30 protein-coding genes are annotated in these 26,867 nt (G+C 30.7%); 27 read left to right on the forward strand and 3 right to left on the reverse strand.

Annotated elements, in window-relative coordinates; translation table 11 throughout:
- Positions 1–11: 11 nt before the first annotated feature.
- From ACHZC3_RS03425 to ACHZC3_RS03490, 14 genes are all read left to right on the forward strand, one after another.
- Positions 12–3,278, forward strand: coding sequence for a CHASE3 domain-containing protein (locus ACHZC3_RS03425; protein WP_394758477.1), 3,267 nt, complete (start codon positions 12–14; stop codon positions 3,276–3,278).
- 4 nt (positions 3,279–3,282) lie between these two features.
- On the forward strand, positions 3,283–3,717 hold the full coding sequence (locus ACHZC3_RS03430; RefSeq protein WP_394758478.1) for a response regulator: 435 nt from the start codon (positions 3,283–3,285) through the stop codon (positions 3,715–3,717).
- A 258-nt stretch (positions 3,718–3,975) separates the two neighbouring features.
- The gene (locus ACHZC3_RS03435) at positions 3,976–5,232 is read left to right on the forward strand and encodes an NAD(P)/FAD-dependent oxidoreductase (protein WP_394758479.1); all 1,257 of its coding nucleotides are present in this window, start codon (positions 3,976–3,978) and stop codon (positions 5,230–5,232) included.
- Between the two features lie 10 nt (positions 5,233–5,242).
- Entirely contained in the window at positions 5,243–7,744 is a 2,502-nt protein-coding gene (locus ACHZC3_RS03440; RefSeq protein ID WP_394758480.1) for a cation-translocating P-type ATPase, read from the forward strand.
- Between the two features lie 49 nt (positions 7,745–7,793).
- On the forward strand, positions 7,794–8,720 hold the full coding sequence (locus tag ACHZC3_RS03445; protein ID WP_394758481.1) for a 1-phosphofructokinase family hexose kinase: 927 nt from the start codon (positions 7,794–7,796) through the stop codon (positions 8,718–8,720).
- Positions 8,721–8,725: 5 nt separating this feature from the next.
- On the forward strand, positions 8,726–9,811 hold the full coding sequence (locus tag ACHZC3_RS03450; RefSeq protein WP_394758482.1) for an AI-2E family transporter: 1,086 nt from the start codon (positions 8,726–8,728) through the stop codon (positions 9,809–9,811).
- The gene (locus tag ACHZC3_RS03455) at positions 9,808–10,716 is read left to right on the forward strand and encodes a YihY/virulence factor BrkB family protein (protein ID WP_394758483.1); all 909 of its coding nucleotides are present in this window, start codon (positions 9,808–9,810) and stop codon (positions 10,714–10,716) included. Before ACHZC3_RS03450 ends, ACHZC3_RS03455 begins: the two co-directional genes overlap by 4 nt.
- Before the next feature lie 115 nt (positions 10,717–10,831).
- Entirely contained in the window at positions 10,832–11,602 is a 771-nt protein-coding gene (locus tag ACHZC3_RS03460) for a hypothetical protein (RefSeq protein WP_394758484.1), read from the forward strand.
- Between the two features lie 25 nt (positions 11,603–11,627).
- Positions 11,628–12,467 (forward strand): NAD(P)H-hydrate dehydratase, encoded by an 840-nt coding sequence (locus tag ACHZC3_RS03465; protein WP_394758485.1) that lies wholly within the window; start codon positions 11,628–11,630, stop codon positions 12,465–12,467.
- A gap of 136 nt (positions 12,468–12,603) precedes the next feature.
- On the forward strand, positions 12,604–12,786 hold the full coding sequence (locus ACHZC3_RS03470; RefSeq protein WP_394758486.1) for a DUF6496 domain-containing protein: 183 nt from the start codon (positions 12,604–12,606) through the stop codon (positions 12,784–12,786).
- Between the two features lie 6 nt (positions 12,787–12,792).
- Positions 12,793–13,686, forward strand: coding sequence for an alpha/beta fold hydrolase (locus tag ACHZC3_RS03475; RefSeq protein WP_394758487.1), 894 nt, complete (start codon positions 12,793–12,795; stop codon positions 13,684–13,686).
- A 38-nt stretch (positions 13,687–13,724) separates the two neighbouring features.
- Entirely contained in the window at positions 13,725–13,961 is a 237-nt protein-coding gene (locus tag ACHZC3_RS03480) for a 4a-hydroxytetrahydrobiopterin dehydratase (RefSeq protein WP_394758488.1), read from the forward strand.
- Between the two features lie 23 nt (positions 13,962–13,984).
- Positions 13,985–14,476 (forward strand): VOC family protein, encoded by a 492-nt coding sequence (locus ACHZC3_RS03485; protein ID WP_394758489.1) that lies wholly within the window; start codon positions 13,985–13,987, stop codon positions 14,474–14,476.
- A gap of 7 nt (positions 14,477–14,483) precedes the next feature.
- Positions 14,484–15,494, forward strand: a complete 1,011-nt coding sequence (locus ACHZC3_RS03490; RefSeq protein ID WP_394758490.1) for a metal-dependent hydrolase — start codon at positions 14,484–14,486, stop codon at positions 15,492–15,494.
- Positions 15,495–15,508: 14 nt separating this feature from the next.
- Here the strand turns inward: ACHZC3_RS03490 and ACHZC3_RS03495 are convergent, their stop codons facing one another.
- Genes ACHZC3_RS03495 through ACHZC3_RS03505 form a run of 3 tightly spaced genes read right to left on the reverse strand, consistent with a single transcriptional unit; the run spans position 15,509 to position 17,072 of the window.
- Positions 15,509–16,678, reverse strand: a complete 1,170-nt coding sequence (locus ACHZC3_RS03495; RefSeq protein WP_394758491.1) for a phosphatidylserine/phosphatidylglycerophosphate/cardiolipin synthase family protein — start codon at positions 16,676–16,678, stop codon at positions 15,509–15,511.
- A 19-nt stretch (positions 16,679–16,697) separates the two neighbouring features.
- Positions 16,698–16,865 carry a hypothetical protein gene (locus ACHZC3_RS03500; RefSeq protein WP_394758492.1) on the reverse strand — a complete coding sequence of 56 codons (168 nt, stop codon included), beginning with the start codon at positions 16,863–16,865 and terminating at the stop codon, positions 16,698–16,700.
- Positions 16,866–16,898: 33 nt separating this feature from the next.
- Positions 16,899–17,072 carry a hypothetical protein gene (locus tag ACHZC3_RS03505; protein WP_394758493.1) on the reverse strand — a complete coding sequence of 58 codons (174 nt, stop codon included), beginning with the start codon at positions 17,070–17,072 and terminating at the stop codon, positions 16,899–16,901.
- Between the two features lie 209 nt (positions 17,073–17,281).
- Here ACHZC3_RS03505 and ACHZC3_RS03510 point away from each other — a divergent pair, with 209 nt between their 5' ends.
- The 13 genes from ACHZC3_RS03510 to ACHZC3_RS03570 form a co-directional block, all read left to right on the forward strand.
- Positions 17,282–18,091, forward strand: coding sequence for a DUF6544 family protein (locus ACHZC3_RS03510; RefSeq protein WP_394758494.1), 810 nt, complete (start codon positions 17,282–17,284; stop codon positions 18,089–18,091).
- Between the two features lie 218 nt (positions 18,092–18,309).
- The gene (locus tag ACHZC3_RS03515; RefSeq protein WP_394758495.1) at positions 18,310–19,782 is read left to right on the forward strand and encodes a thrombospondin type 3 repeat-containing protein; all 1,473 of its coding nucleotides are present in this window, start codon (positions 18,310–18,312) and stop codon (positions 19,780–19,782) included.
- Positions 19,783–19,965: 183 nt separating this feature from the next.
- A complete protein-coding gene (locus tag ACHZC3_RS03520) occupies positions 19,966–20,664 on the forward strand; it encodes a hypothetical protein (RefSeq protein WP_394758496.1) in 699 nt (232 codons plus the stop codon).
- A gap of 185 nt (positions 20,665–20,849) precedes the next feature.
- A complete protein-coding gene (locus ACHZC3_RS03525; protein WP_394758497.1) occupies positions 20,850–21,881 on the forward strand; it encodes a pesticidal protein Cry7Aa in 1,032 nt (343 codons plus the stop codon).
- A 9-nt stretch (positions 21,882–21,890) separates the two neighbouring features.
- A complete protein-coding gene (locus tag ACHZC3_RS03530; RefSeq protein ID WP_394758498.1) occupies positions 21,891–24,188 on the forward strand; it encodes a glycosyltransferase in 2,298 nt (765 codons plus the stop codon).
- 11 nt (positions 24,189–24,199) lie between these two features.
- Positions 24,200–24,349, forward strand: coding sequence for a hypothetical protein (locus tag ACHZC3_RS03535; RefSeq protein ID WP_394758499.1), 150 nt, complete (start codon positions 24,200–24,202; stop codon positions 24,347–24,349).
- A gap of 11 nt (positions 24,350–24,360) precedes the next feature.
- Entirely contained in the window at positions 24,361–24,855 is a 495-nt protein-coding gene (locus tag ACHZC3_RS03540) for a response regulator (RefSeq protein ID WP_394758500.1), read from the forward strand.
- Positions 24,856–24,956: 101 nt separating this feature from the next.
- Positions 24,957–25,169, forward strand: a complete 213-nt coding sequence (locus ACHZC3_RS03545; protein WP_394758501.1) for a BON domain-containing protein — start codon at positions 24,957–24,959, stop codon at positions 25,167–25,169.
- Positions 25,170–25,174: 5 nt separating this feature from the next.
- Positions 25,175–25,429, forward strand: a complete 255-nt coding sequence (locus ACHZC3_RS03550; protein WP_394758502.1) for a DUF892 family protein — start codon at positions 25,175–25,177, stop codon at positions 25,427–25,429.
- A gap of 4 nt (positions 25,430–25,433) precedes the next feature.
- Positions 25,434–25,907, forward strand: coding sequence for a Dps family protein (locus tag ACHZC3_RS03555; protein WP_394758503.1), 474 nt, complete (start codon positions 25,434–25,436; stop codon positions 25,905–25,907).
- A 32-nt stretch (positions 25,908–25,939) separates the two neighbouring features.
- Entirely contained in the window at positions 25,940–26,167 is a 228-nt protein-coding gene (locus ACHZC3_RS03560) for a hypothetical protein (protein WP_394758504.1), read from the forward strand.
- 13 nt (positions 26,168–26,180) lie between these two features.
- A complete protein-coding gene (locus tag ACHZC3_RS03565; RefSeq protein ID WP_394758505.1) occupies positions 26,181–26,525 on the forward strand; it encodes a hypothetical protein in 345 nt (114 codons plus the stop codon).
- Between the two features lie 12 nt (positions 26,526–26,537).
- Positions 26,538–26,867, forward strand: a 330-nt coding sequence (locus ACHZC3_RS03570; RefSeq protein WP_394758506.1) for an OsmC family peroxiredoxin, incomplete at its 3' end; no start/stop codon positions are given.

Genomic DNA, 26,867 nt, shown 5'->3' on the forward strand with positions numbered 1-26,867 from the left:
AAAAAAGCACTATGACTTACACTTTAAATAGAAAGAACTCTCTCTTTTACTACATTGCAATTGCCTTGATTGCAATGTTATTGACTCTTTTTTATTATAATTCTATCAAAGTCAAATCTACCGGAAAATGGGTGGAACATACTCAAGAAATTATTGATAAAAACAATGAAATTCTTTTAGATATAATTAATATTGAAACTGGAGCTAGAGGTTTTTTATTAACAAATGAAGAAAGCTTTTTAGTACATTATAATGTTAGTCAAAAAAAAATATTTAAAAATTTAGAGTCACTTTTAACATTAACAAAAGAAAATCCCGATCAACAAGTAAGAGTAAAACAATTAAAAAAATCTATTACCGAACGAATTGAGATATCCAAATCTTTGATTGATAATAATAATAATAATAATAATAATAAAGAACTTGAATTAGCTACTATTATTAAAGGAAAAGCAAAAATGGAAGCCATTCGGCTAAACATCAAAGCAATCAATTTGGAAGAATTAGCTTTATTAAAACATCGAAAAAGCGAAAATGCGGTTAGTACTGAATTGTCTAAATATTTACTTTATGCCTTGTTTTTTTTATTATTCGTTTTGGTATTTTTTATTTACTATTTATTTAAAAATCACAAGAAACAAAGTTTAGAATTAGAATCGTTTAACACCTACCAAAAAGAAGCTTCCCAATATTCGTTAAGTTTAATTGAAGCCAGTTTAGATCCGTTAGTCACCATCAATAACGAAGGTAAAATAACCGATTTAAACCAAGCAACCGTAAGAGTAACAGGAATTGAAAAGAACAATTTAATAGGTTCCGATTTTTTTGGCTATTTTACAGATCATCAAAAAGCACGCGAAGTTTATCAAAAAGTTTTTACGAATGGTTTGGTTACAGATGCACCATTAACAATTCGACATAAAGAAGGAAAATTAACCGATGTGCTGTTTAATGGTTCGGTTTATAAAGATGAATTAGGTGACATTAAAGGTGTTGTAATTGTTGCTCGAGATATTGCGGAACAAAAATGGGCGTTGGATTTGCGTAAAGCTTATAAAGAATTAGAACTACAGAATGAAGAAAAAGAATATCGTGCCAACGAATTACTAATTGCCAACGAAGAGTTAGCATTTCAAAATCAGGAAAAAGAAAATCGTGCCAATGAATTATTAATTGCTAACCAAGAATTAGAATATCAAAGCAAATTAAAAGAGAAAAAAGCACAAGAATTAATCATCGCCGACATCGAACTTGATTTTCAAAACCAAGAAAAAGAAAAACGCGCTATTGAAAATAAAGAATTAGAAGCCTATAGCTATTCCTTAAAATTGGCGTCGCAATATTCCTTAAGTTTAATTGAAGCCAGTCGTGATCCATTGTTTACAATTAGTCCAGATGGCAAAATTACTGATACCAATCAAGCTTCTGTTAGAGTTACCGATGTAGTAAAAGAAAATTTAATTGGTTCAGATTTTATAAAGTATTTCACTGAACCCGAAAAAGCAAAAAGTGGATATGAAGAAGTGTTTTCCAAAGGTTTTGTTGTTGATTATCCTTTAACTATAAAAGACGGAAAACTAACGCCAGTATTGTTTAATGGTTCCGTTTATAAAGACACGAACAACAATGTAATTGGAGCCGTTGTAGTGGCACGTGATATTACCGAACAAAAGAAAGCCGAAAAAGAACTAACCGAAGCCAAAGTTTTTGCCGAATTGGCTACAACTATTGCCGAAAAAGCTACATATAAAGCCGAAGAATCGGTAAAATCTAAGCAACAGTTCTTGTCAAACATGAGCCACGAAATTCGTACACCAATGAATGCTATTATTGGTTTTACAAAAGTGGTACTCAAAACCGAACTTACTGCCAAACAAAAAGAATATCTCACAGCTATAAAAATGAGTGGCGATGCGCTGATTGTATTAATAAACGACATTCTAGATCTCGCCAAAGTTGATGCTGGTAAAATGACTTTCGAGAAAACACCTTTCAAACTTAATTTGTCTATTAAGGCAATGTTGCATCTTTTTGAAACCAAAATTCAAGAAAAAAACTTGAAATTAGTAACCATTTACGACAAAAACATTCCCGATATTTTGATTGGTGATCCAGTACGTTTGCATCAAATAATTCTGAATTTGGTAAGTAATGCCGTCAAGTTTACCAACAAAGGAGAAATTACAGTAAGTATTAATTTGCTGTCTGAAAATGAAGATAAAGTAACCCTAAAAATTGCTGTTGCCGATACAGGAATAGGAATAAAAGACACCAAATTAGAAAGGGTTTTCGATAATTTTCAGCAAGCTACCAGCGGAACATCAAGATTGTTTGGCGGAACAGGATTGGGATTAGCTATTGTAAAACAACTAGTTGAAGGACAAAATGGCAAAATAGAAGTAGAAAGTGAATTTGGCAAAGGTTCTACCTTTAGTTTTATTTTAGATTTTAATAAAACAACCAAAGAAGCTGTGTTAGAACCAGAAATTATGGAATTAAATTCAGATATAAAAAACATTAAAATCCTGGTAGTTGAAGATATGGAACTTAATCAATTACTGATGAAAACGCTCTTGGACGATTTTGGTTTTGAATGTGAAATAGCAGGAAACGGAAAAATTGCCGTCGAAAAACTAGAAACTAAAACCTTCGATATTATTTTGATGGATTTACAAATGCCCGAAATGAATGGATTTGAAGCAACAGAATATATTAGAAAAACAATGAAATTAGACATTCCAATTATTGCGCTAACCGCAGATGTCACTACCGTTGACGTTGCTAAATGCAAGGAAGTAGGTATGGATGATTATATCTCTAAACCAGTTGACGAACGATTATTGTACAGCAAATTGACTAGTGTTATAAAAAAACCAGTGGTAATTATAGAACATATAAAAGGGCTAAATGCAGCAAAGGATACGGTAAAATATGTAGATATGAATTATTTGCTAAAACTTACCAAATCCAACCCAATACTAATGACCGAAATGATTGGTGTTTATTTAAAACAAACACCACCACTTGTCCGCTCAATGAAACAAAGTTACTTGGACAAAGAATGGCAATTGTTACAAGCAACCGTTCACAAAATGATACCATCATTTACCATAATGGGAATGAGTCCTGAAATTACTGAAGTAGCTCAAAAAATTCAAGAATTTGCTAACAAACTCGAACTTTCTGATGATTTGGATAAATTAATTTCCCAACTCGAAAATGTGTGCAATCAGAGTTTTACTGAACTCGAAATAGAACTTACTAATTTAAAAAACTAAAATCGTGAAAAACGAAAACAAAATAAAATTATTCCTAGTCGATGATGATGCTTTATTCTTGAAATCGCTAGAAATTCACTTTCTAGAACACGCTGATTTCGAAATAGAAACCTTTGCCACTGGCGAATTATGTCTAGAGAGCATTTCTAAAAAACCTGATGTTGTCATTCTTGATTTTCATCTTGATGGAATTATCATTAATGCAATGAATGGATTGCAAACACTAGATAAAATTAAAAAATTTGATAGTGAAATTCCAGTAATAATGCTATCTAGTCAAGATAAAATTGATGTTGCCGTGCAATGTATTCACCACGAAGCGTTTGATTATGTGGTAAAAAGTGAAACGGCATTTGTACGATTACAAAAAATAATTACATCTATTTTTCAATATAAAAAAATGAAAAAAGAATTGAATTGGTATATGGATAGAATGTGAGGATTTAAGATTACAGATTAACGATTGCTGATTTTTTGAAATTGATTTTTTGAAATTGATATTGAAAAATAGGAATATTACAACTTTTTATAAAAATTGTATAATACTTTTTCTTCATTACAATCTCAACTTTGTAAAACAATTTAAAGAATAGAAAAAAGTGAATAAATTAGTATTTAGAGAATTATTTAAAAAGCGAGAATAAAATCTCGCTTTTTTTAATCTGTGGAAATCTGAGAAATCTGTGTTAAAAAAATTATGCAAGCAAAACAAAAAATAATAGTCATAGGTGCTGGTTTTGCTGGTATTCAACTCGTACGCCACCTTGACTCCAACTTATTTGATGTTTTGCTTATTGATAAAATAAACCATCATCAATTTCAACCACTGTTTTACCAAGTAGCTACTTCACAATTAGAGCCTTCCAGTATTTCTTTTCCACTACGAAATGTTTTTAAAGGGAAGAAAAACCTCCAAATTAGATTAGCAGAAGTTTTAAATATTGATGAATCGAAAAATACAATTTCAACAACAATTGGACATTTTAGTTACGATTATTTAGTAATTGCAATAGGTTGTAAAACCAATTTTTTTGGCAATCAAGAAATCGAAAAATGTGCTTTTACGCTAAAAACAACTTATGAAGCGATTACCATCAGAAATCATATTTTGCAAACATTCGAAAATATTATTTCTGCCGAAGACGAAGTTAAAGAAAGTTTATTAAATCTTGTTATTGTAGGTGCTGGACCAACTGGAGTAGAATTGGCAGGTTCATTTGCCGAAATTAGAAAAAATATATTACCTAAAGATTATCCAGGAATCGATTTCTCTAAATTCAAAATTATTCTGGTAGAAGGAAGCAAAAACACTTTGAATTCAATGAGTAATGAATCAAAAAAAGCTTCTCAAAAATACCTCGAAGAAATGGGTGTTATTATTTTAACCGAAACAATCGTAGCTAATTATGACGGCAAGATATTGACTTTAAAAAATGGTGATATTATAAAAACCAAAACTGTTATTTGGGCGGCTGGCGTAACAGGAAATAAAATTTTAGGATTACCAGAATCGTATTATACAAATTCAAATAGATTCAAAGTAAATCAACTTAATAAAGTGATAGATTCTGCAACTATATTTGCTTTAGGCGATATTGCTTTAATGGAAACTGATAAATATCCGAAAGGTCATCCACAATTGGCAAATGTTGCGATTAATCAAGCGAAAAATTTAGCCACTAATTTAAAAAAAATAGTTCAAAACAAGCCGACAAAAAATTTCGAATACAAAGATTTGGGTTCGATGGCAACAATTGGAAGGAACAAAGCCGTTGTTGATTTGCCTTTTTTCAAATTTCAAGGCTATTTTGCTTGGCTAATTTGGATGTTTTTGCATTTAATGTTGATTGTGAGTGTCCGAAATAAACTGATTATTTTCATTAATTGGGCTTGGGCATATTTCACAAAAGATACTTCGCTTCGATTGATTTTAAAACAGAAAACGAAGAAATAAAGATACTATCATGACAACAAACAACTTTAATATTAAAGGTTTATCAAATCAAGAAGTGATTGCATCAAGAAATAAACACGGCGAAAATTCTGTTGTTTTCAAAGAAGAAAATCATTTTTTTAATTCAATTCTAAAATTTCTAAAAGACCCAATGATTTTGCTGTTATTGGTCGCTTCGATTATTTATTTTATAAGCGGAAAAACTGCTGACGCACTATTTTTGGCATCGGCAATTGTATTGGTTTCTTTAATTTCTTCGTATCAAAATGCTAGAAGTCGCAACGCTTTATCCAAACTAAAAGATTTTACAAAACCCAACTGCAAAGTAATCAGAAATGGAAAAATTATCGAAATAAAAACCGAACAATTAGTTATTGGAGACAGTTTGTTAGTTGAAGAAGGTACATCGATTTCGGCAGACGGAACGATTGAACATTCAAACGATTTTTCGGTAAATGAATCGATTTTAACTGGTGAATCTATGTCGGTTGCCAAAGATAAAGCCACAAAAGACAATCTTATTTTTCAAGGTACAAGTGTCGCAAGCGGATTGGCAATTGCAACAATCACAGCTATTGGAAGCCAAACAAAATTGGGTAAAATAGGCAAAAGTCTGGAAAGTATTAAAGAAGAAAAAACACCATTAGAAATTCAGATTGGAAATTTTGTAAAGAAAATGGCGATTGCTGGCGCAATAGTTTTCGGGATAGTTTGGGCAATTAATTATTTTCATTCGTACAATTTATTTGACAGTTTACTCAAAGCATTAACCTTGGCAATGAGTATTTTACCTGAAGAAATTCCAATTGCTTTTACCACATTTATGGCACTTGGTGCTTGGCGAATGATGAAAAAAGGCATCATTGTCAAGCAAATGAAAACTGTAGAAACACTAGGAAGTGCCACCGTAATTTGTATTGATAAAACAGGTACAATTACAGAAAACACAATGAGTTTAGCAAAAATTTTCACTTTGGAAGCTAATAAAATTACCAATTTAGAAAGTGATTTATCTGATGTTGAAATGCAATTAATTACAATTTCAATGTTTGCAAGCGAATCCATTCCGTTCGATCCAATGGAATTAGCGTTACACGAAACCTATTCAAAAATTATCAAAAAAGACGAACGTTCGCATTTCAAAATGATACACGAATATCCGTTATCTGGCAAACCTCCAATGATGACGCATATTTTCGAGAACAAATCTGGAAATCGAATTGTTGCCGCAAAAGGTGGTTCGGAAGCTATAATGGCAATTGCTAAACTTTCGGCAAGCGAGAAAAAACAAATTTTAGAAGCTATAAAATCATTATCTACAGAAGGTTATAGAATTTTGGCAGTTGGAGAAACTATTTTTGAAGGCAAAAATTATCCAAAAACACAACAAGAATTCAAATTAAAATTTAAAGGATTACTGGCATTTTATGATCCACCAAAAAAGAATATTCATTCGGTTTTACAAAATTTTTATAAAGCAGGAATTGCAGTAAAAATAATTACGGGTGACAATGCCGAAACGACTTCGTCTATTGCCAGACAAATAGGATTTATTGGATATGAAAATAGTATTTCTGGAGATGAACTAATAAAATTATCTGATAAGGAACTTAAAAAGAAAGTTTCAGAAATCAATTTATTTACCAGAATGTTCCCAGAAGCCAAACTAAAAATCATCAATGCACTCAAGGCAAATAAAGAAATTGTAGCCATGACGGGCGATGGTGTAAATGATGGTCCAGCATTAAAAGCAGCACATATCGGAATTGCTATGGGCAAAAAAGGAACAGAAATTGCCAAGCAAGCGGCATCGTTAATTATTGTAAACGACGATTTGTCCAAAATGGTTTTTGCCGTTTCGATGGGTCGAAAAATTTATGCCAACCTCAAAAAAGCCATTCAATTTGTAATTTCTATTCACATTCCAATAATTCTCACTGTATTTATTCCGTTGGCTTTGGGTTGGTTGTATCCTAATATTTTTTCGCCAATTCACATCATATTTTTAGAATTGGTTATGGGGCCAACTTGTTCAATTGTGTATGAAAACGAACCTATCGAAAAAAATACCATGTTACAAAAACCACGACCATTTACGACCACTTTTTTCAATTGGAAAGAACTCTCAACAAGTATTATTCAAGGATTGATTATTACAGTTGGAACATTATTCTGTTATAAATATGCTATTTATCAAGGATTTAATGAAGCAACAACACGAACAATGATTTTTGTGGTTTTAGTAACTGCCAATATATTTTTAACTTTAGTCAATCGTTCTTTTTACTATTCTATTTTTACCACTTTATGGTATAAAAACAACTTGGTTCCAATCATTATTGGAATTACAATAGCTGTAACTGGATTACTACTTTATGTAAAACCATTTACAAGTTTCTTTGAATTTGAACATTTAAATTTGGCTCAATTATCAATTGCAATTGGCGTTGGTTTTACATCTGTAATTTGGTATGAATTGGTGAAATTATGGAAGCGAAATTTTGTTAAATAAAACATTTAGATACAATTAGCATTTCGAAACTCAATTAAAACTTTCAAAAATGTCAAAAATAATAACCATAACATTCAATCCAAGTATAGACAAAAGTGCTTCGATTTCTGCAATGCAACCAGATATAAAAATGCACTGTTCGGCAGCAAATATTGAACCTGGAGGCGGAGGCATAAATGTGGCAAGAGTTATCAGCAGATTGGGTGGCGATGTTAAAGCAATTTTCCCGTCAGGAGGGTATACTGGAATGTTTTTTAATCATTTATTAGAAAACGAAAAAGTGCCATTTGTAAGCATTCAATCCAAAAACGAAACCAGAGAAAATTTTGTAATTCTTGATGAATCAACAAACAAGCAATTTCGATTTGGAATGCCAAGTAACGAAATTTTCGAAAACGAATGGAAAGATTGCTTAAAAACAATTGAAAATAGTAAAGATGTTGATTATATTATTGCTAGCGGTAGTTTACCACCCGGAATTCCGTTAGATATTTATGCAGAATTATCTAAAATAGCAAAATTAAATAATGCAAAATTTATTGCTGATACTTCGGGAGAGGCTCTTAAAAATGCTGTTAATGAAGGTGTCTATTTGCTAAAACCCAATCTCGAAGAGTTAGGGATTTTATTAGAAATTGAAGATTTAAAAATTGAAAATATTGAAGTTGCAGCTAAAGAATTAATTCAAAAAGAGAGCTGCGAGGTTATAGTTATTTCGCTTGGAGCAAATGGAGCAATGTTGGTAACAAAAGACGAAACTATTACAATAAAACCACCAAAAGTTAAAGTAAAAAGCACTGTTGGCGCAGGCGATAGTATGGTGGCAGGAATCGTTTTTGGATTATCGAATAATTTGAGTTTACAGGAATGTTTGCAATATGGGATTGCTTGCGGAACAGCTACAACTATGAATTTAGGATCAGCGTTGTGTGAAAAAAAAGACGTTGAAAAATTATTGAAACTACTAAAAAAATAGAAACTATGACAACTTCATTATCATTAGTTATAAAAAAAATATTGTTGCTTTTTCTGGTGTTTTCAGGATTGTATTTTGCACAAGAATTTTTGATTCCATTGTGCATTGGTGCTATTTTGGCTACTTTATTTTTGCCTTTTTGCAATTGGATGGAAAAGAAAAAAATTCCAAAAGGAATAGCCGTTTTTATTTCTCTTTTAGGGTTACTGCTATTAATTTTTATGATAATTACGCTTTTAGGTTACAAAATTTCGGAACTCATTAGCGACATCGAAGTTTTAAAACAAAAAGCAATCGAGGCTGGAACCAAAATTCAAAAATATATTTTTGACACGCTCAATTTGACCATTGCTGAACAGGACAAAATTTTAAAAAGCGAACAACCATCTTATGGAAATATGGTACAAGTAATGCTGGGTTCCATGACCAGCTTTTTGTCAAGTAGTATTTTGTTATTAGTATATTTTATTTTCCTGTTGTATTATCGCAATCACATTAAAAACTTTTTGGTAAAAATAACTCCAAAAGTACAGCAAGCAGAAATGCAAGAAATTATTCAAAAAGTGGCTACTGTTTCTCAACAATATTTAATTGGACTTTCAAAAATGATTTTTTTACTTTGGGTAATGTACGGCATTGGTTTTAGTATTATAGGAGTAGAAAATGCTATTTTCTTTGCCATTCTTTGCGGATTGTTAGAAATTATACCCTTTGTAGGAAACATTACGGGTACCACTTTAACGGTTTTAATTGCCGCTATGAACGGTGCAGATACTCAATTATTATTTGGAATTGTGATTGTTTACGGTATCGTACAATTCATTCAAGGTTGGGTTTTAGAACCCTTAATTGTAGGCTCACAAGTAAAAATCAATTCATTATTTACAATCATAGCATTGGTTTTGGGCGAATTACTTTGGGGAATTCCGGGTATTATTCTGGCTATTCCGCTTACGGCTATGTTCAAAATTGTTTGTGACCATATCGAACCAATGAAACCTTACGGATTTTTAATAGGTGAAATTGTTGTTCCTAAAAAAGAAATTGAGTTTGTTGAGAAAATAAAAAAAATCATAAAAATTAAAAAATGAAACATAATTTAAAAAATTTAGGCAAACTTTTTAAAACTACTTTCAAAGAATGGTGGGACAAAGATCCGTTCAGGCAAAGTGCCATTATCGCCTATTATGCCATATTTGGAATTCCAGGATTATTAGTTTTAATTATCGCCGTTGCAGGATATTTTTTTGGTACTGAAACTGTAAATCAAAATTTAATGGCACAAATTTCTGAAACAATTGGCTCAGAAACTGCTTTGGAAATTCAAGAAATTTTATCTAAATCGACAGCAGAAAAATCGACTATATGGGGTTCAATTGTAGGAATAACTATTTTATTACTTGGTGCAACAGGAGTTTTTGTTGAACTTCAAAAAACATTAAACCTAATTTGGAATGTAAAAGTAAAACCACAAAACGGAATTTGGCTCATCATAAAAGCCAGACTTTTTTCATTCGGATTAATATTGGCTATCGCTTTTTTATTGACCATTTCGTTGGTAATTTCAACAGCGTTGGTAGCCATTAGCAATTACATTCAATTTGAAAGTACTCAATTGATGATGACTATTTATGGAATCTTGAATTTTATAATCTCACTTTTAGTAATTTCTGCATTATTTGCTATGATTTTCAAGATTTTACCCGATGCAAAAATCCAATGGAAACACGTTTGGTTGGGTTCTTTGGTTACAGGAATATTATTTACATTGGGAAAAATGGCTTTGGCCTATTATTTTGGAAAAGCAGAGCCAGCCTCGATTTATGGTGCAGCTAGTTCCATAATTCTAATTTTGCTTTGGGTTTCCTATTCGTCAATGATTCTGTTTTTTGGTGCTGAATTTACTGCGGCTTACGCCAAAATGTATTCTGGAATAATTCCGCCAACTGCTATTGCAAAAGTTGAAGTTCCTACTGCAACAGAAAAAACGATGTGATTTTTTGGAATTAAAAACATCATAATCTTAAAACTTAAACAAATAATTATGAAACTATTATTGGTTGTTTAAATCTAATTTTATAACTATTTAACTACTAGAAAAAACAAAGAAAATGAAAAAACAAATTTTCTCAACAACTATGGTGTTACTACTCTGTATAGTTTTATCAAATGCGAAAGCTCAGGCTTTAATTGATTTTGAAACAGGCATTGTTTCTACAGGTTATAATGATGTTCGTGTTCCGGGTAATCAAGGTACGCTCTTTTCATTAAAAGACGATTTGACCACAAAATCAGAATTATTTTACAGAATAAGATTGAGTTACACTTTAAAATCCCGTCATACAATTTCCCTATTGTATGCGCCTCTCGAAACAAAATCTGAGGGTCGTGTAACAAAAGATATTTTCTTTGAAGGCGCAGTATTCCCAGCCAATACTGAAATTATTGGAACCTATAAATTCAATTCATACAGGCTGACATACCGATACGATATTATTCAAAAATCTAGGCTTGAGTTTGGCTTAGGACTCACGGCAAAAATCAGAGATGCTAAAATTGCAATTTCTTCTTCTGAATTAGTAGCTGAGAAAACCAACGTGGGATTTGTATCACTTATAAATTTCAGACTATTATGGAATATTAATAACAAATTAGGGATATTGCTTGATGGAGATGCACTTGCTGCACCTCAAGGCAGAGCCGAAGATGTTCTGATTGCTACAACCTATAAGTTGTCAGACAACATAAGAGTTCGTGCAGGGTATCGGATTCTGGAAGGAGGTGCAGAAAATGATCAAGTTTACAATTTTGCTTTATTCCATTATGCTTCTGTTGGGTTGTCTTATACTTTTAAGAATAAGAAGGAGTCAAATTTAAAATAAATCTTTAACGGATAATTTTTACGGCATGAATAAATTAAAAATAAAATACATTAATTCCATATTAAATAAACAAGATGCGTTTTCTAATAAAGGAGATCATGGTCATGCACTAATGATAGCTGGACATAAAGGAAATATTGGTGCTGCAGTAATTGTTTCAAAAGCAGGATTAAGAACAGGTGTGGGACTGCTTACGGTAAGTGTGCCAGCAGAAGAACGTTGTATCTTGCAAACTACAGTTCCAGAAGTCATGGTCATAATGAGAGAGGAAAACCTACACAATATTGATAAATTTTCGGCTGTTGGAATTGGACCTGCAATGGGTATTGATATTTTCTCCGAAGAGTTACTGATTTATGCTTTGACACATTTTAAAAAACCATTATTGCTAGATGCAGATGCGCTAACCATCATTTCAAATAATAAAAAAATAATGAGTGAAATTCCAATTGGAACAATCATAACGCCTCATATTGGGGAGTTTGATAGACTTTTTGGTATCCATAAAAACAAAGCTGACAGATTAAATACCGCAATTCTAAAAGCAAAAGAACACAATATTATTATTGTTTTAAAAGACCATTGTACTGCAATCGTATCAGCCGAAAAATTGTTTTTTAACACAACTGGTAATGCTGGTCTCGCAAAAGGTGGTTCAGGCGATGCGTTAACTGGCGTAATCACTTCATTTTTAGCACAAGGATATACATCGCTACATGCGGCAAATCTGGGTGTTTGTATTCATGGATTGGCTGTAGATATTACCTTAAAAAAACAATCAATAGAATCTATGACCATTATAGATGTTATAGAAAATTTTGGAAAAGCCTTTAAAAAAATTAGAAATAAATGTAACACTCAATAATGTCGGTTTTGTATTTTTTCTCATCAATAATTAGTTTGTCTATTTATGCAATTATGATAGAAATTTTAAAGGCATAGCGAAAAACCAATTTGCCAGATTAGATTTAAGAATTTAAAATTTGAAATAAATAGAAATTATGAAGCAATCAAAACAAAAAAAACTATCACCTCATCAAAAAAAAGTTGGCGAAGTAATGCACGAATTTAAGGAAGGCGACTTGCATTCTGGTAAAACGGAAACGATAGTCACTAATCCAAAACAAGCTATCGCCATTGCACTGAGCGAAGCAGAAGGATTGGATAAAAAAACTAAAAAATAACTTATTATGGAAAACAAACAATTAAATAAAAATGAATCAATCAATAATCTCGTTTTTTCAATAAAAGAACAATTCACTGATAAATTTATAGAAACAGCACCAAACGTAAACTTGTATGTCAAGGATTATGGAAATGGAAATCCTGTAATTTTAATACACGGTTGGCCACTTAGTAACGAAATGTGGGAATATCAAATTGAAAATTTGGTAGCCAATAATTTCAGAGTAATAACCTATGATCGTCGAGGTTTTGGAAAGTCTTCTCAACCTTGGAATGGCTATGATTACGACACTTTAACAGATGATTTAAAATCAATAATCGACCAATTGGAGTTAACAAATGTAACTCTCGTTGGCTTTTCTATGGGCGGTGGCGAAGTAGTTCGCTATTTTAGTCGACACGCTGGTCAAAATGTTTCTAAAGCAATACTTGTCTCTTCAATAATCCCCTATTTGGCGCAAAGCGAAGACAATCCACAAGGTCGTACAAAAGAAAAAAATGAGGCTACACAGCAGGCAATTATTGAAGACAGGATAGCGTTTTTAGATCAATTTGGTAAAAACTTTTTTGGAATAAGTGATATTAATGCCGTTTTAAGTAAGCCATTATTGGAATATTATAGAATGCTCGCCTCTTTTGCTTCGCCATATGCAACAACAGAATGTGCCAAATCTTTTTCTAGTGCCGATTTTCGTCAAGAAGTACTTTCAATGAAAGTGCCCACTTTAATAATCCATGGAAATGCAGACAAGATTGTGCCCATTGAAATTTCGTCTGAAAAAACAGCACAATTAATTAAAAACAGTAAATTTATTATCTATGAAGATGCTCCACATGGATTATTTTATACAGATAAGGATAAATTAAACGTTGATTTACTTGAATTTTTAAATTCATAATAATATCATTGCAATGTGATTTGGTAATAAATAAAATTATGTGGAAAGAAGAAAACAATCAATTAAAACGCAGTTTTGAATTTAAAGACTTTATAGAAGCTTTTACCTTTATGACTCAGGTAGCGTTTGCAGCAGAAAAAATGAATCATCATCCCAATTGGAGTAATGTGTATAATAAAGTTGAAATAACACTATTTACGCACGATGCTAAAGACAGCATTACAGAAAAAGACAGAAAATTATCTAAAGAAATAGACAGGATTTATAAAAGTTAATTTTATATAAATATATATGATAAATGAGTACAAATTATAAAATCCCAACCCAAACCCAAATAGGTCATGTTCACTTAAAAGTTTCTAATATCAAACGGTCACTAGAATTTTACTGTGATTTGTTGGGTTTTGAACTCATGACTATGTATGGCACTGAAGCGGCATTTATTTCGGCTGGTGGTTACCATCATCATATTGGGCTTAATACATGGTATAGTGAAGATCATCCAATGGCAAGCAAAGATGGTGTTGGCTTATTTCACACTGCAATTTTATATCCAACTCGCAAAGATTTAGCCACAATTTATAATCGATTATTGCAAGAAAACTATCCCATAACAGGTTCAGCAGATCACGGCGTCTCACAAGCCATTTACCTCAATGATCCCGACAATAATGGCGTCGAATTGTATTGGGATAGACCCAAAGAACTTTGGAATTACAATCCTGATGGAACAATTATAATGTTCAGTCACGTTTTGGATTTAGATGATTTATTGAAAGAAATTATATAAAAACACAATGGACTCAATCACACATATAGCTCTCGGTGCCTGCATGGGCGAAGCATTTGCGGGTAAAACGCTTGGCAAAAAAGCTATGTTGTGGGGAGCTCTAGCACAAAGCATTCCTGATATAGATTTCATCGCTTCTTTTTGGATGGATACTTCGTCTAACTTGTTGGCTCATCGCGGATTTACACATTCTTTTTTATTTTGCCTTATCATTGCACCTTTATTTGCTTTGGCTGCAGAATATTGGCACAGACCACATAACATCAGTTTAAAACATTGGATGCTATTTTTTGGTACAGTTATTTTTGGACATATTTTTTTAGATGCATTCAATAATTATGGTGTAGGTTGGCTAGAACCGTTTAGTCATAAACGCTTTTCATTCAATATGATTTATGTGGCAGATCCATTATTTTCTATATGGTCTGGTTTGGCTTGTTTGGCATTTATTTATTTTAGAAAAAACACTATTTATCGAAAAAAAATATGGAGACTTGGACTGGGTTTTACAGGCATTTATTTATTGATTTGCATTGCAATAAAAATTAAAATTGATGCTGATGTAAAACAATCATTACAACAACAAAATATTAATTACACACAATATTTAACAACTCCAGCACCTTTTCAAAATAGTTTATGGTATGTAGTTGCAGGAAATGATAAGGGTTTTTACGTTGGTTTTAAATCAATTTTTGACACTACAAAGAAAATGAACTTTACCTATTTTGCTCGTAACAATGATTTGTTAGAAACGATAGAAAACAAAGAAAATTTATATAAATTAAAACGTTTTTCTCAAAACTTTTATACCATAGAAAAATGGAACGACACGCTTGTTTTCAATGATTTACGGTTTGGACAAATGAAAGGTTGGGAAAATCCAAAAGGAAAATTTGTATTTCATTATTTTTTGCAAGAGCCTTATGATAATACCCTGGTAGTACAGCGTGGTAGATTTGTAGGCTGGAATGAAAAAACAGTTGAGTCACTTTTTGAAAGAATGAAAGGCAATTGAATTAATAATTGAAATTATTCTCGTTGTTTGAAATAAAAAGTAAATAAGAAAAATGTTATTCTAAAAATTTTAAAGCAAGTCCAATGATATAACTGTTTAAAAATAGTATTTGTTTTGTGATGAATTGCAGCAGTTACATGGATGCAATCTTCTTTGATAATTGTATCTAAATTTTGAGTAACTTTTTTGGCAAATGTACGATCATCAATGTCAATATTTAATTCAATACTGGCATAAGCACTGATGTCATTAATATTGAAGGAACCAATGGTTACAAAACTTTCATCGACCACACACATTTTTGCATGTAAAACAGTGGGTTGATATTCATATATTTCAATATTTTTTCTAAGCATCCAATCGTACATCCAACGCTCTGCCGACTTAGCAATTTTCATATCAGATTGGCTGGCTAATATTAATCTAACTTTTACACCTTTTTTTATTGCATATCGCAATTGCTTTCTTATAGTTCTACCAGCTATAAAATAACTACAAATAATGGTAATTTGTTGCTCTGCATTTTCAAATATTTCTTTATAAGTGGTTGATATTTCATTCTTTGTTCTTACCCAATCATTTCGACTAATTTTGCATAATGAACTTTCATTTTCTTTAAATTCAAAAGTTATATTTTCCTCTTCGGATGGTTTTAAATTTCGTTTGACTTTAAAACCATTCCAAGTTTTCAAACACAACACATAAAGCTCTTTTACGATTGGACCTTCTAGAAATACTGCATAATCTAACCAAGCCTTAATATTTGGACAATCGTTGTATCTATCGGCGATATTCATTCCGCCAACTATAGCATATTTTGCATCTACTACTATCATTTTGTGATGTAATCTTCGTCCAAAATAGAAATTATTATTTTTAAAAAATGGTTCGAAAAAGTGAAAATGGATATTTTGCTTTTTTAAGTTTTTAATGAAAATTGACGATAGATTTCTAGAGGCATATCCATCAACTAATACATAGATTTTCACTTTTTTAGCAGCCGCAATTTTTAGTGCATCTACAATTAAGTTTCCTGTTTCATCATCATCAAAAATATAAGTTTGTATGTGTATGCTTTCGGTAGCTTGTATTATAAGTTTTATTAGTAAATCAAAATAGGATTTACCACTTTGTATGAGTTGTATTTTGTTTTTGGTAAATGTTCTGCCTACTATACTTTTCATTTAGTCATATAATTGGTGTTTATAAATCTTCTTCTTCATCTATATCTCCCTTTTCATCAATTGTCTTTGGGTAATCATTATTCATTTTTTGTTCCAAATTCATTTTATCTTTTAGGTTACGAATAATTGTAAATAGCACTAAACCAAGTGCAAAAATGCCTAAGATTATTATTACAGTATAATTCATTTTTTAAGATTTAGAAGTTAGCAAATATTTTAATCATTTTTTACATGCTTTTTCAAAAAGTTTTATCTTTTGTTCTTGTTGAATTGGATTATCTTTTTTTTGCACTGGGTCAAGTGGATCTAGTTTTTCTTTATTAAAATCTTCGTTGGTTTTTTGGTACAGCATACCATCTATTTCTATTGGTTGTATTTTATTTTTCTTTTTCATAATTTAGGATTGAATGTTATAGTAAAGGTTCATTATTTTATTCTTAAAAATTGTTATACAACTAATTCTAATTATTACATAATTCACACTAAAATAAGATCAATATAAAAAAGATAAAACAGGAATTTTACAACTTTAAAATAAAATTTCACAACCAACAGTTCACAAAAAGCAACAAACTTTGTTTTCACTTTTTGATATAAGAATAGATGAAAACTACATTAATAATTTTGGCAATAATTGTCTTGATCTTACTAATCGGAAAAATCTATTTTTCAATACGATTCAAAAATCAAGTTGAAAAATTATTTTCTAATGTCGAAAAATCCAATAGAAGTTTTTCAATCAAGCAATTGGAAGGTTTGCCAGAACCTGTGCAACGTTATTTCAACTATGTTTTAAAACAGGGACAACCTTACATAAATTTTGTTCGATTGACTCATGATGGATTCTTTAAAACGGATTTAAAAAAAGACTTCATCAAAATTACGGGTGAGCAATATTTTTCGACAAAAAAACCACAATTCATCTGGAAAGGAGTAACTTCAATGTTCACCGCTCGTGATTTTTTTATTGATGAAAAAGGTGGATTAATTGCAACGTTATTCAATATTTATAATGTTGTAGATGCAAAAGGCACCAATTATGACAATGGTGAATTGCAACGTTGGTTAGCCGAGAGTGTTTGGTTTCCAACTAATTTATTACCATCGGATAAAGTTTCTTGGACAGCAATCGATGAAAATTCCGCAAAATTATTATTCCATTCTAAGGCTGTTTCGTTTGAGTTTATTGTCAGTTTTAATGCAATTGGCGAAATCACCACAATGGAAAGCTATCGATTCATGACCAAGACTAGAAAAGAAAAATGGATTTGCAGAATGTCAAATTATAAAGAGATTAATAATATAAAAATTCCGTTTTCTGATCAAGCACTTTGGAAATTAAATGATGTTGAATATTGTTATGCAAAATTTGAAATTCAAAAAATAGAATACAATATTCCAGAAAAATTTTAAAGTTCTAATATTGGATTTATACAAATTTATGATAAAATTATACAACCAGTATTTTGAATAAAAAGATAAACTTGATGGTTTTGTAAGTGCCGTAAATATTTGATTAATTGATAACAATCCTATTTATGTGAATATTACAACTTTTATCAATAGTTATATAACACAAAACTTTTATACCTGACTGTACTTTGTACCGAACAATTAAATATAAAAAGAAAATGAAAAAATTACTATTTCTATGTATATGTATCGGATTTACATTTGCATCAAGGGCACAAACAGAAGATAAAAAATGGAATATTGGTCTACATGGTGGCGTAACACAATATAACGGAGATTTAGGTCGCGATTGGTACGAAACTGGCAATACTATGTATGGTTTTGGAGGATTATCAATATCCCGATATTTAGGTAAATTATTTGATGCCAACTTATTATTATCTAAAGGAACAATAGGATATAATAACGGAACAACAGCAGGTTTTAAATCCGATTTTAATGCGGCTTCGATAAACCTACGTTTCAATATCGTAGCACCAGAATATGTAATCAGACCTTATGTATTTGCAGGAGTTGGCGCTATCTTGTTTGATAATCAGCTTAATTTTCATCAAGAAAAATATGATTATGTTTTGCCATCAGCTGGTGCAGGTATCAATTTTAGATTGTCTCCAGAAATTATGCTGAATTTACAAGAAACATTTTTATTTTCTAACAAAGATAGACGTGACGGAGTAGATAATGGTACAACTGATTTCAAAAGTAAAGACTCCTATCTAACACATATGGTTGGATTAACTTATAATATTGGCCATTCAAAAGATTCTGATAATGATGGTGTTTCTGACAAAATAGACAATTGTCCCGAAACTCCAGCTGGAGTAATAGTCGATAAAAAAGGTTGCCCATTAGATAAAGACAACGATGGTGTTTATGATTATTTAGACAATTGTCCAGATCAAGCTGGTCCACAAGCGTTAAACGGTTGTCCAGATGCTGATGGAGATGGAATTGCAGACGCTAGTGATAAATGTCCTAATCAAGCAGGAACAATTGCTTTAAACGGTTGTCCAGATGCTGATAATGATGGCGTTGCCGATATCGATGATAAATGTGCGAATACTAAATCTGGTACAAAAGTAGACACTAAAGGCTGTCCAATAGATAGCGATAATGATGGTGTTATGGATGATATGGATCGTTGTCCCGATGTTGCTGGAGTTATAGCTCTTAAAGGTTGTCCAGATACAGATGGCGATGGTATTGCTAATCTAGATGATAAATGTCCAAACGTTAAAGGAACTGCAGAAAACAAAGGTTGTCCCGAAATCGCAAAAGCTGATATTGTTAGAATAACATATATTGGAAGTAAAATTTTCTTCGAAAATAATTCTGACAAACTAAAAGTAGCGTCATTATCACAATTAGATGAGTTGTCAAAAATATTATACAAATATGAAGGAGCAAATTTAACAATTGCAGGACACACAGATAGCGTTGGCGCAGATGATTTTAATATGACTTTATCTCAAAAACGCTCAGAATCTGTTAGACAATATTTAATTGGAAAAGGCATTTCAGATGCTCGATTAATTTCTATTGGATATGGCGAAACCCAACCAGTTGCTACTAACAATACATCTTTAGGTAAAGCAAAAAATAGAAGAGTAGAATTGAAAACAAATTATTAAAAATAAAGGTTATAATTAGTTTTGTTTTTGGTTAAGATGGCTGTCAATTTTGACAGCCATCTTTTGTATTCCATCATAATTATACAACTAAAAAAATAAATTATATAACAACTTGCGCTCGTTATGAGATTAGATTTACATTAAATATTTAAACTTAATTAAATATATTTAAACTTAATTATTATGAAAAAAAGTGTATTAAAATTTGGATTATTTTCAATGATTCTATTAGGAATGGTTTCTTGTAAAAACAAAGAAAAAGAATTAGCTGATAAACGAATTAGCGAATTAGAAAGTTATGTAGATTCTTTAAAAACTGTTTCTGCTGAAGATAGAGAAGCAAATTGGGATATGATTTCTGAAGATTTTGAAATTAAGAAAACAAATGCAAATGATGCATTGTCAAACCTTGATGAAGATGTTAAGTCAACATCTCAGGCAAAAATAGATGCCTCAAATGCTAAATATGATGAGTACAAAGTTATTGTATTAACCAAATCGGAAGCAGAACCAACTTCAGGAGAAGTTGCAAAAACAGTTAATGCCAATCCTTCACAATTGTTAAGAGACAGATTATTTGGAGCAGGTAAGATAGGTAGCGATATGAGTTTTGCTTGGGTAAACAAAGATAATATTCTTTTAGTATATAGCAATTTTTATGATTCATATAAAAAGAATAAAGGCGACTTTACCAGAGAAGATTATGATGAAATAAAATTAATGTATGAAGCTTTAGATGCTAGAAAAAATACAGTTGAAAAAGAAGGATTATCATCTGAAGATAATGGGAAAATTGCTTCTATTAAATTTAAATTAGCACCAATGTTTAAAACAAACAGAATGGGAGCAAAAAGCAGAGAAAATTCAGAAGCTAAAGAATAAATTTTTATAAAATTATTTTGTAGTAATACATAAAAATGTCAATCAGAAATGGTTGGCATTTTTTATTACTCAAAAATAAAAATATCGGAATTATATAAGATAATATCATAGTTATATAACTTTTTTAACGCTAACAAATCGACCTTTAAACAATTGATAATAATAGAAATATTAATACATATATCATGATACAAGTTAAAAAAGAAGGAATTGTTCTTGAAAAATTACCATTAGGTTTTGAATGGGAAGGTGTACTAAATCCTGCCGTAATTCATTATGGAGATTTTATTCATGTTTTTTATCGTGCAGTTGCAAAAGGCAATTATTCTAGTATTGGATATGCAAAATTTAAAACACCATTACAGGTTGCGGAGCGTATGGATATGCCTATAATTTTTCCTCAATTTGATTACGAAGAACACGGAGTAGAAGATGGTAGAATTGTCAGAATAAATGATCTATTTTATTTGTCATATTGTGCTTTTGATGGTGTAAATGCATTGGGTGCATTGGCTACTTCTTCGGATTTAATCAATTGGGAAAAACACGGAATTATTGTTCCTCAAATGATGTTCGATGAGTTTAAACGTTTGGCAGAAACCAAAGGAAAACTAAACGAGAAATATTTACGCTATAATGAACACGACAGGGTTCGAGAACGAAAAGGTAAAAAGGTTTTAGTATGGGATAAAAATGTGGTCTTTTTTCCAAGAAAGATTAATGGAAAATTGCATTTTTTACATCGTATAAAACCAGATATTCAAATAGTTTGTGTAAACGAAATTAGTGAACTAACAACAGATTTTTGGCAAAATTATTTACTGAAATTTAAAGATTATATCGTGTTGGCTCCAAAATACGAACATGAAATAAGTTATTTAGGAGCAGGTTGTCCACCAATAGAAACTAAAGAAGGTTGGTTAATTATTTATCATGGTGTTCATGATACCGTAAAAGGATATGTTTATTGTGCTTGTGTGGCATTATTAGATTTAGAAAACCCACAAAAAGAAATTGCTAGATTACCATATCCACTATTTAAACCAGAGCTCGATTGGGAAATAAAAGGAGAAGTAAACAATGTTTGTTTTCCATCTGGAGCAATAGTTCAAGATGACACTTTATATATTTATTATGGCGCTGCCGATACTCGAATTGGTTGTGCATCTGTTTCTTTATCCGAATTGTTGTCAAAATTAATGCTCAATTTAAAATAATATCAAATTATGAAGAATAAAAATATTTTACCCGAAATTTTAATTATCACGTCTTATCCACCTCGCGAGTGCGGGATTGCCACGTATTCTCAAGATTTAATTTTTGCACTGAATAATAAATTTACAAAGTCTTTTGATATTAAAATTTGTGCTTTAGAATCGGAGTTCGAAAAACATAAATACACTAATGATGTGAACTATGTTTTAGAAACCGACAATTCAAAATCATATATAGAATTGGCTAAAAACATCAATGACAACTCCAATATTTCGATGGTTTTAATTCAGCATGAATTTGGACTTTTCAGAACAAATGAAAATGATTTTATTCAATTACTGCAAACTATAAATAAACCTATAATTGTTGTTTTTCATACGGTTTTACCTAATCCTGATGAAGCGTTGTTAAAAATGGTTCAAAGTATAAATCATTGTACGAATTCGTTTATTGTAATGACGAATAACTCTTCAAAAATACTACAAGAAGATTATCAAATTGATGCAAGTAAAATCTCGGTCATTCCACACGGAACACATTTGGTAGAACATTCAAATAAAGATGTTTTAAAAGAAAAATACAATGTAGCTGACAGAAAAGTGATTTCAACTTTCGGATTATTAAGTTCAGGTAAATGTATTGAAACTTCCATTAATGCATTAAGAACAATTGTGAAAAAACATCCGGAAGTTTTGTTTTTAGTCATTGGGAAAACACATCCAAATGTTGTGAAAATTGAAGGAGAAAAATATCGTAAAAATCTTGAAGACAGAATTAATGCTTTGCAATTGAATAAATATGTACAATTTGTTAATCAATATTTACCGTTGCACGAATTGTTAGAATATTTACAATTGACGGATATTTATTTATTCACATCAAAAGACAGAAATCAAGCAGTTTCTGGTACTTTTTCGTATGCCATTAGTTGTGGCTGCCCCATAATTTCAACTCCAATTCCGCATGCTATTGAGGTTTTAAATGATGGAACGGGTATAATTATTGATTTTGAAAATGCACAACAATTAGCCGAACAGGTTAATAATTTGCTAGACGATGAACAACTACGAAAAAACATTTCTTCTAATGGAATTCACAAATTGGCTCCAACTGCTTGGGAAAACTCAGCCATTTCTCATGCCATTTTGTTTGAACAAATTAGTAATCAAAAGTTTGAATTGCATTATAAAATTCCAGAAATAAATTTGAATCACATAAAAAATTTGACTACTGATTTTGCCATGATTCAGTTTTCAATTATCAATCAACCAGATATTAATTCTGGCTATACTTTAGATGATAATGCAAGAGCTTTAGTTTCCATTTGTCAACATTTAGAACTTAAAAAAGATAAAAATGATATAGACTATATTACCAAATATTTCAATTTCATAAAATATTGTTTACAACCAGAAGGTTATTTTTTGAATTATGTAGATGTGCATAAAAAGTTCACAAAACAGAATTCTGAAAATCTTGCTGATTCTAACGGTAGGGCCATTTGGGCTTTGGGATATTTGGTTTCAATAAGTGATTTATTACCAGCTGAATTAGCTGAGAATGCTAAAAAAACATTGCAATTATCATTAGGGAATGTTTGTAAAATTCATTCTCCACGAGCCATGGCATTTATTATAAAAGGAATTTATTACAATAATATTAAAAATCATTCTGAAGATAATGTAAATATTTTGAAGCATTTAGCTGATAAACTAGTTCAAATGTATAAACACGAAGATAAAGAAAACTGGCATTGGTTTGAAAGTTATTTAACCTACGGAAATAGCATTTTGCCTGAAGCTATGTTATGTGCTTTTCTAGCAACTAACAACCAAATTTACAAAGAAATTGCTAAAACTTCATTCGATTTTTTATTGTCTAAAATATTCAAAAACAATATTATAAAAGTAGTTTCTAATAAAGGTTGGCTGCAAAATAATAATGAATCATCTAATGAACAAATTGGAGGAGAACAACCTATTGACGTGTCATATTCAATAATTGCTTTAAGTAAATTTTATGATGCTTTTCAGGAAGAAGATTTTCTGCAAAAAATGGAAATAGCTTTCAATTGGTTTTTGGGGAAAAATCATTTGAAGCAAATTATATATAATCCTTGCACGGGTGGTTGTTATGATGGTTTAGAAGATACTTATATCAATTTAAATCAAGGTGCAGAATCAACAGTAAGTTATTTAATGGCAAGGTTAACAATGGAGAAATATTTCGTTAAAAATGAAAAAACAACTAAGTTATTAAAAATTAATTACTCTAAAAAATCAAATAAAAATCAAAGTATTAAAATTTAAAAATCAAAGTTATGACAGCTAAAAAAACACAAATAATAGCGCCTAAAAAAAGTGATGCTAAGAAAAAAAAAGAGGAATTAAACTCTAAAACAAAAACTTCAAATTCTAAACATACAATTAAAAAAAAGCTGAATGAATTTGGCGATAATGATTCATTATAAAAAACAATAACATGGAAACACAAACTCAAAATTTATTTCTTTTAGAAGACAACCCATTATCATCAAATAGAATTGTTGCTTTTTTAGAAAACAGATTCAAAAATTCACTTAGAATTTCAATTTTTGATAATAGCGAAACCCTTCTGAATAAAGTTGATGCTAATACGGCAATCGCAATTCTTGATTATGATTTAAAAGGAGAAAAAGCTGATGTATTAGTACTCGAAATTAAAAAAATAAATCCAAAAACAGAAGTCATTATTCTTTCCTCTGATGAGGATATTGGTATTGCAATTGATGCATTTAGAAATGGCGCAAAGAGCTTTATTATAAAGGGAGAGCAATCTAAAAGAGAACTGTTTTTAGTCATTTATAAAATACTAAACTATCCTGTAAAAATATTAACCGAGCGATTTGGAATTAATAAAATACTAGCCATTTTTGTTTCCTATTTTATCATAATTGGCATTGTAGTTTATATAGGTATGCGTTTGTTAAATTATTAGAAATAAAAACACTATGAATTTTGCAACTTATTCAAAAAGTTGTACAACACATTTATCGCTAATATGAAACAACTTTGTAATAAGTTTTAAAATTCATAAAGATGACAACCGATGATATTCTAAAAGAAATAGTTTCTAATTCTATCGATACAAATTTTAACAATAATATATCAATTAGTGTTTTAGGACAAGAAGTTACACTTAAAGGTATTGTAAAATCATACGATGAAAAAGACAAAATTGAGCAAATTACTTGGAACACGTTTGGAGTTGTTTCGGTAAATAATGAATTAGCAATTAACAACGAAAACTAGAACAAATGATTTTAAACAACCATATTTTTAAAAGTCTAGATAATGATTCTTCTGACGAACATTGTAATATTTTTATCAATGAATTAATGACTATATACAATTCAGAAAAAGAACTCAACGAGACATTACCTACAATGATTAAAAATGCTAAAACGTCTGAAATAGTTACAGCATTGACCAAGCATTTAAGATTTACTCAAGAACATCTTTTGCGTTTAGAAACATTTTTCAAATCAATAAATCAACCCTTAATATCTTAAAATTATGATACCAAAAATTGGAATATCCGAAATTCACTTAAAAAAAATCATCGATTTATTGTCTGTAGTCTTATCAGATGAAATGACATTGTACATCAAAACCAGAAAATTTCACTGGAATGTTGCAGGAGAAAGTTTTATGGAGTTGCACAAACTTTTTGAAAAACAATATACTGAATCAGAAATTATTATCGACGAAGTTGCCGAGAGAATCAACAAACTTGGAAGCAAAACCATCGGTACAATGAACGAGTTTACATTACTATCTAGAATTGTCGAACATCCAAACAAATACCCCGTTCAAAAAGTAATGATATCGGAACTGTTGTCAGATCACGAAATGATAATTGCCGAATTACGCAAAGATATTGATGTTTGTTCAGACGAATGTCACGATGCAGGAAGTGCCGATTTGCTGACTAAAATCTTACAACAACACGAAAGCACTGCTTGGATATTGCGAAGATATTTGAGTTAGAAAAATTATACTAATTAATTAAAACAAATTTTATGTATTACGAAAACTATCATTTGGGAATTAATATTATTTGGTGGGCTTTATGGGTAATCTTATTAATTTGGATTTTGGGATTTCCTTACAATACCTCTCGAAGACATAAAAGATACACAGCTTCTGATATTTTGCAAAAAAGATATTTTAGCGGAGATATCACTATATATGAATACTACGACAAACAAAAAAATCTAAATGAAGAAGGAGAATTAAAAAAAACTTAAAATTTTTATAACAATGAAAAATAAAGAAAAATTTCCGAAAGCAGCAAACGAACAATTAGAAAACAAAGATGGTTATCCTAAATATCCAGAAAGCGAAGATATTTATAAAAAATTTGATAAAGAATTTGATATCGATCCAGAAAATATTTCTAAAAAGAAAGAAATTATCAAAATTGATAAAAACCTAACTTGGAACGAAAAGAATTTCAAACAAGACAAATCGGGTAATGATCTTGATGTTCCCGGTTCTGAACTCGATGATGAACAAGAAAATATTGGAAGCGAGGACGAAGAAAATAACTCTTATAGCATTGGAGGAGATAATCACAATGACTTAGAAGAAGATAAAGGACAATAATTAAAAAAAATCATGATAAGAACAGCAAAAGCACATTGGGAAGGAAATCTCAAAGAAGGAAAAGGAGCATTGTCTACACAAAGTGGTGTTCTTGAAAATACAAATTACAGTTTCAAAACCCGTTTTGAAGAAGGAGAAGAAGGCACAAATCCTGAAGAATTATTAGCAGCAGCACACGCAGGGTGTTTTACAATGGCAGTTACATCTATGCTTAATGCAAAAGGAATTACCGCTAATAAATTAGATACTGAAGCAACTCTAACAATGGAAGGATTAAGTATTACTGGAATTCATTTGAATATTACTGGCTCGATTCCGGGCATAAATGCAGAGGAATTTGCA

Source organism: Flavobacterium sp. (genome assembly GCF_043720215.1).
Lineage (GTDB): Bacteria > Bacteroidota > Bacteroidia > Flavobacteriales > Flavobacteriaceae > Flavobacterium.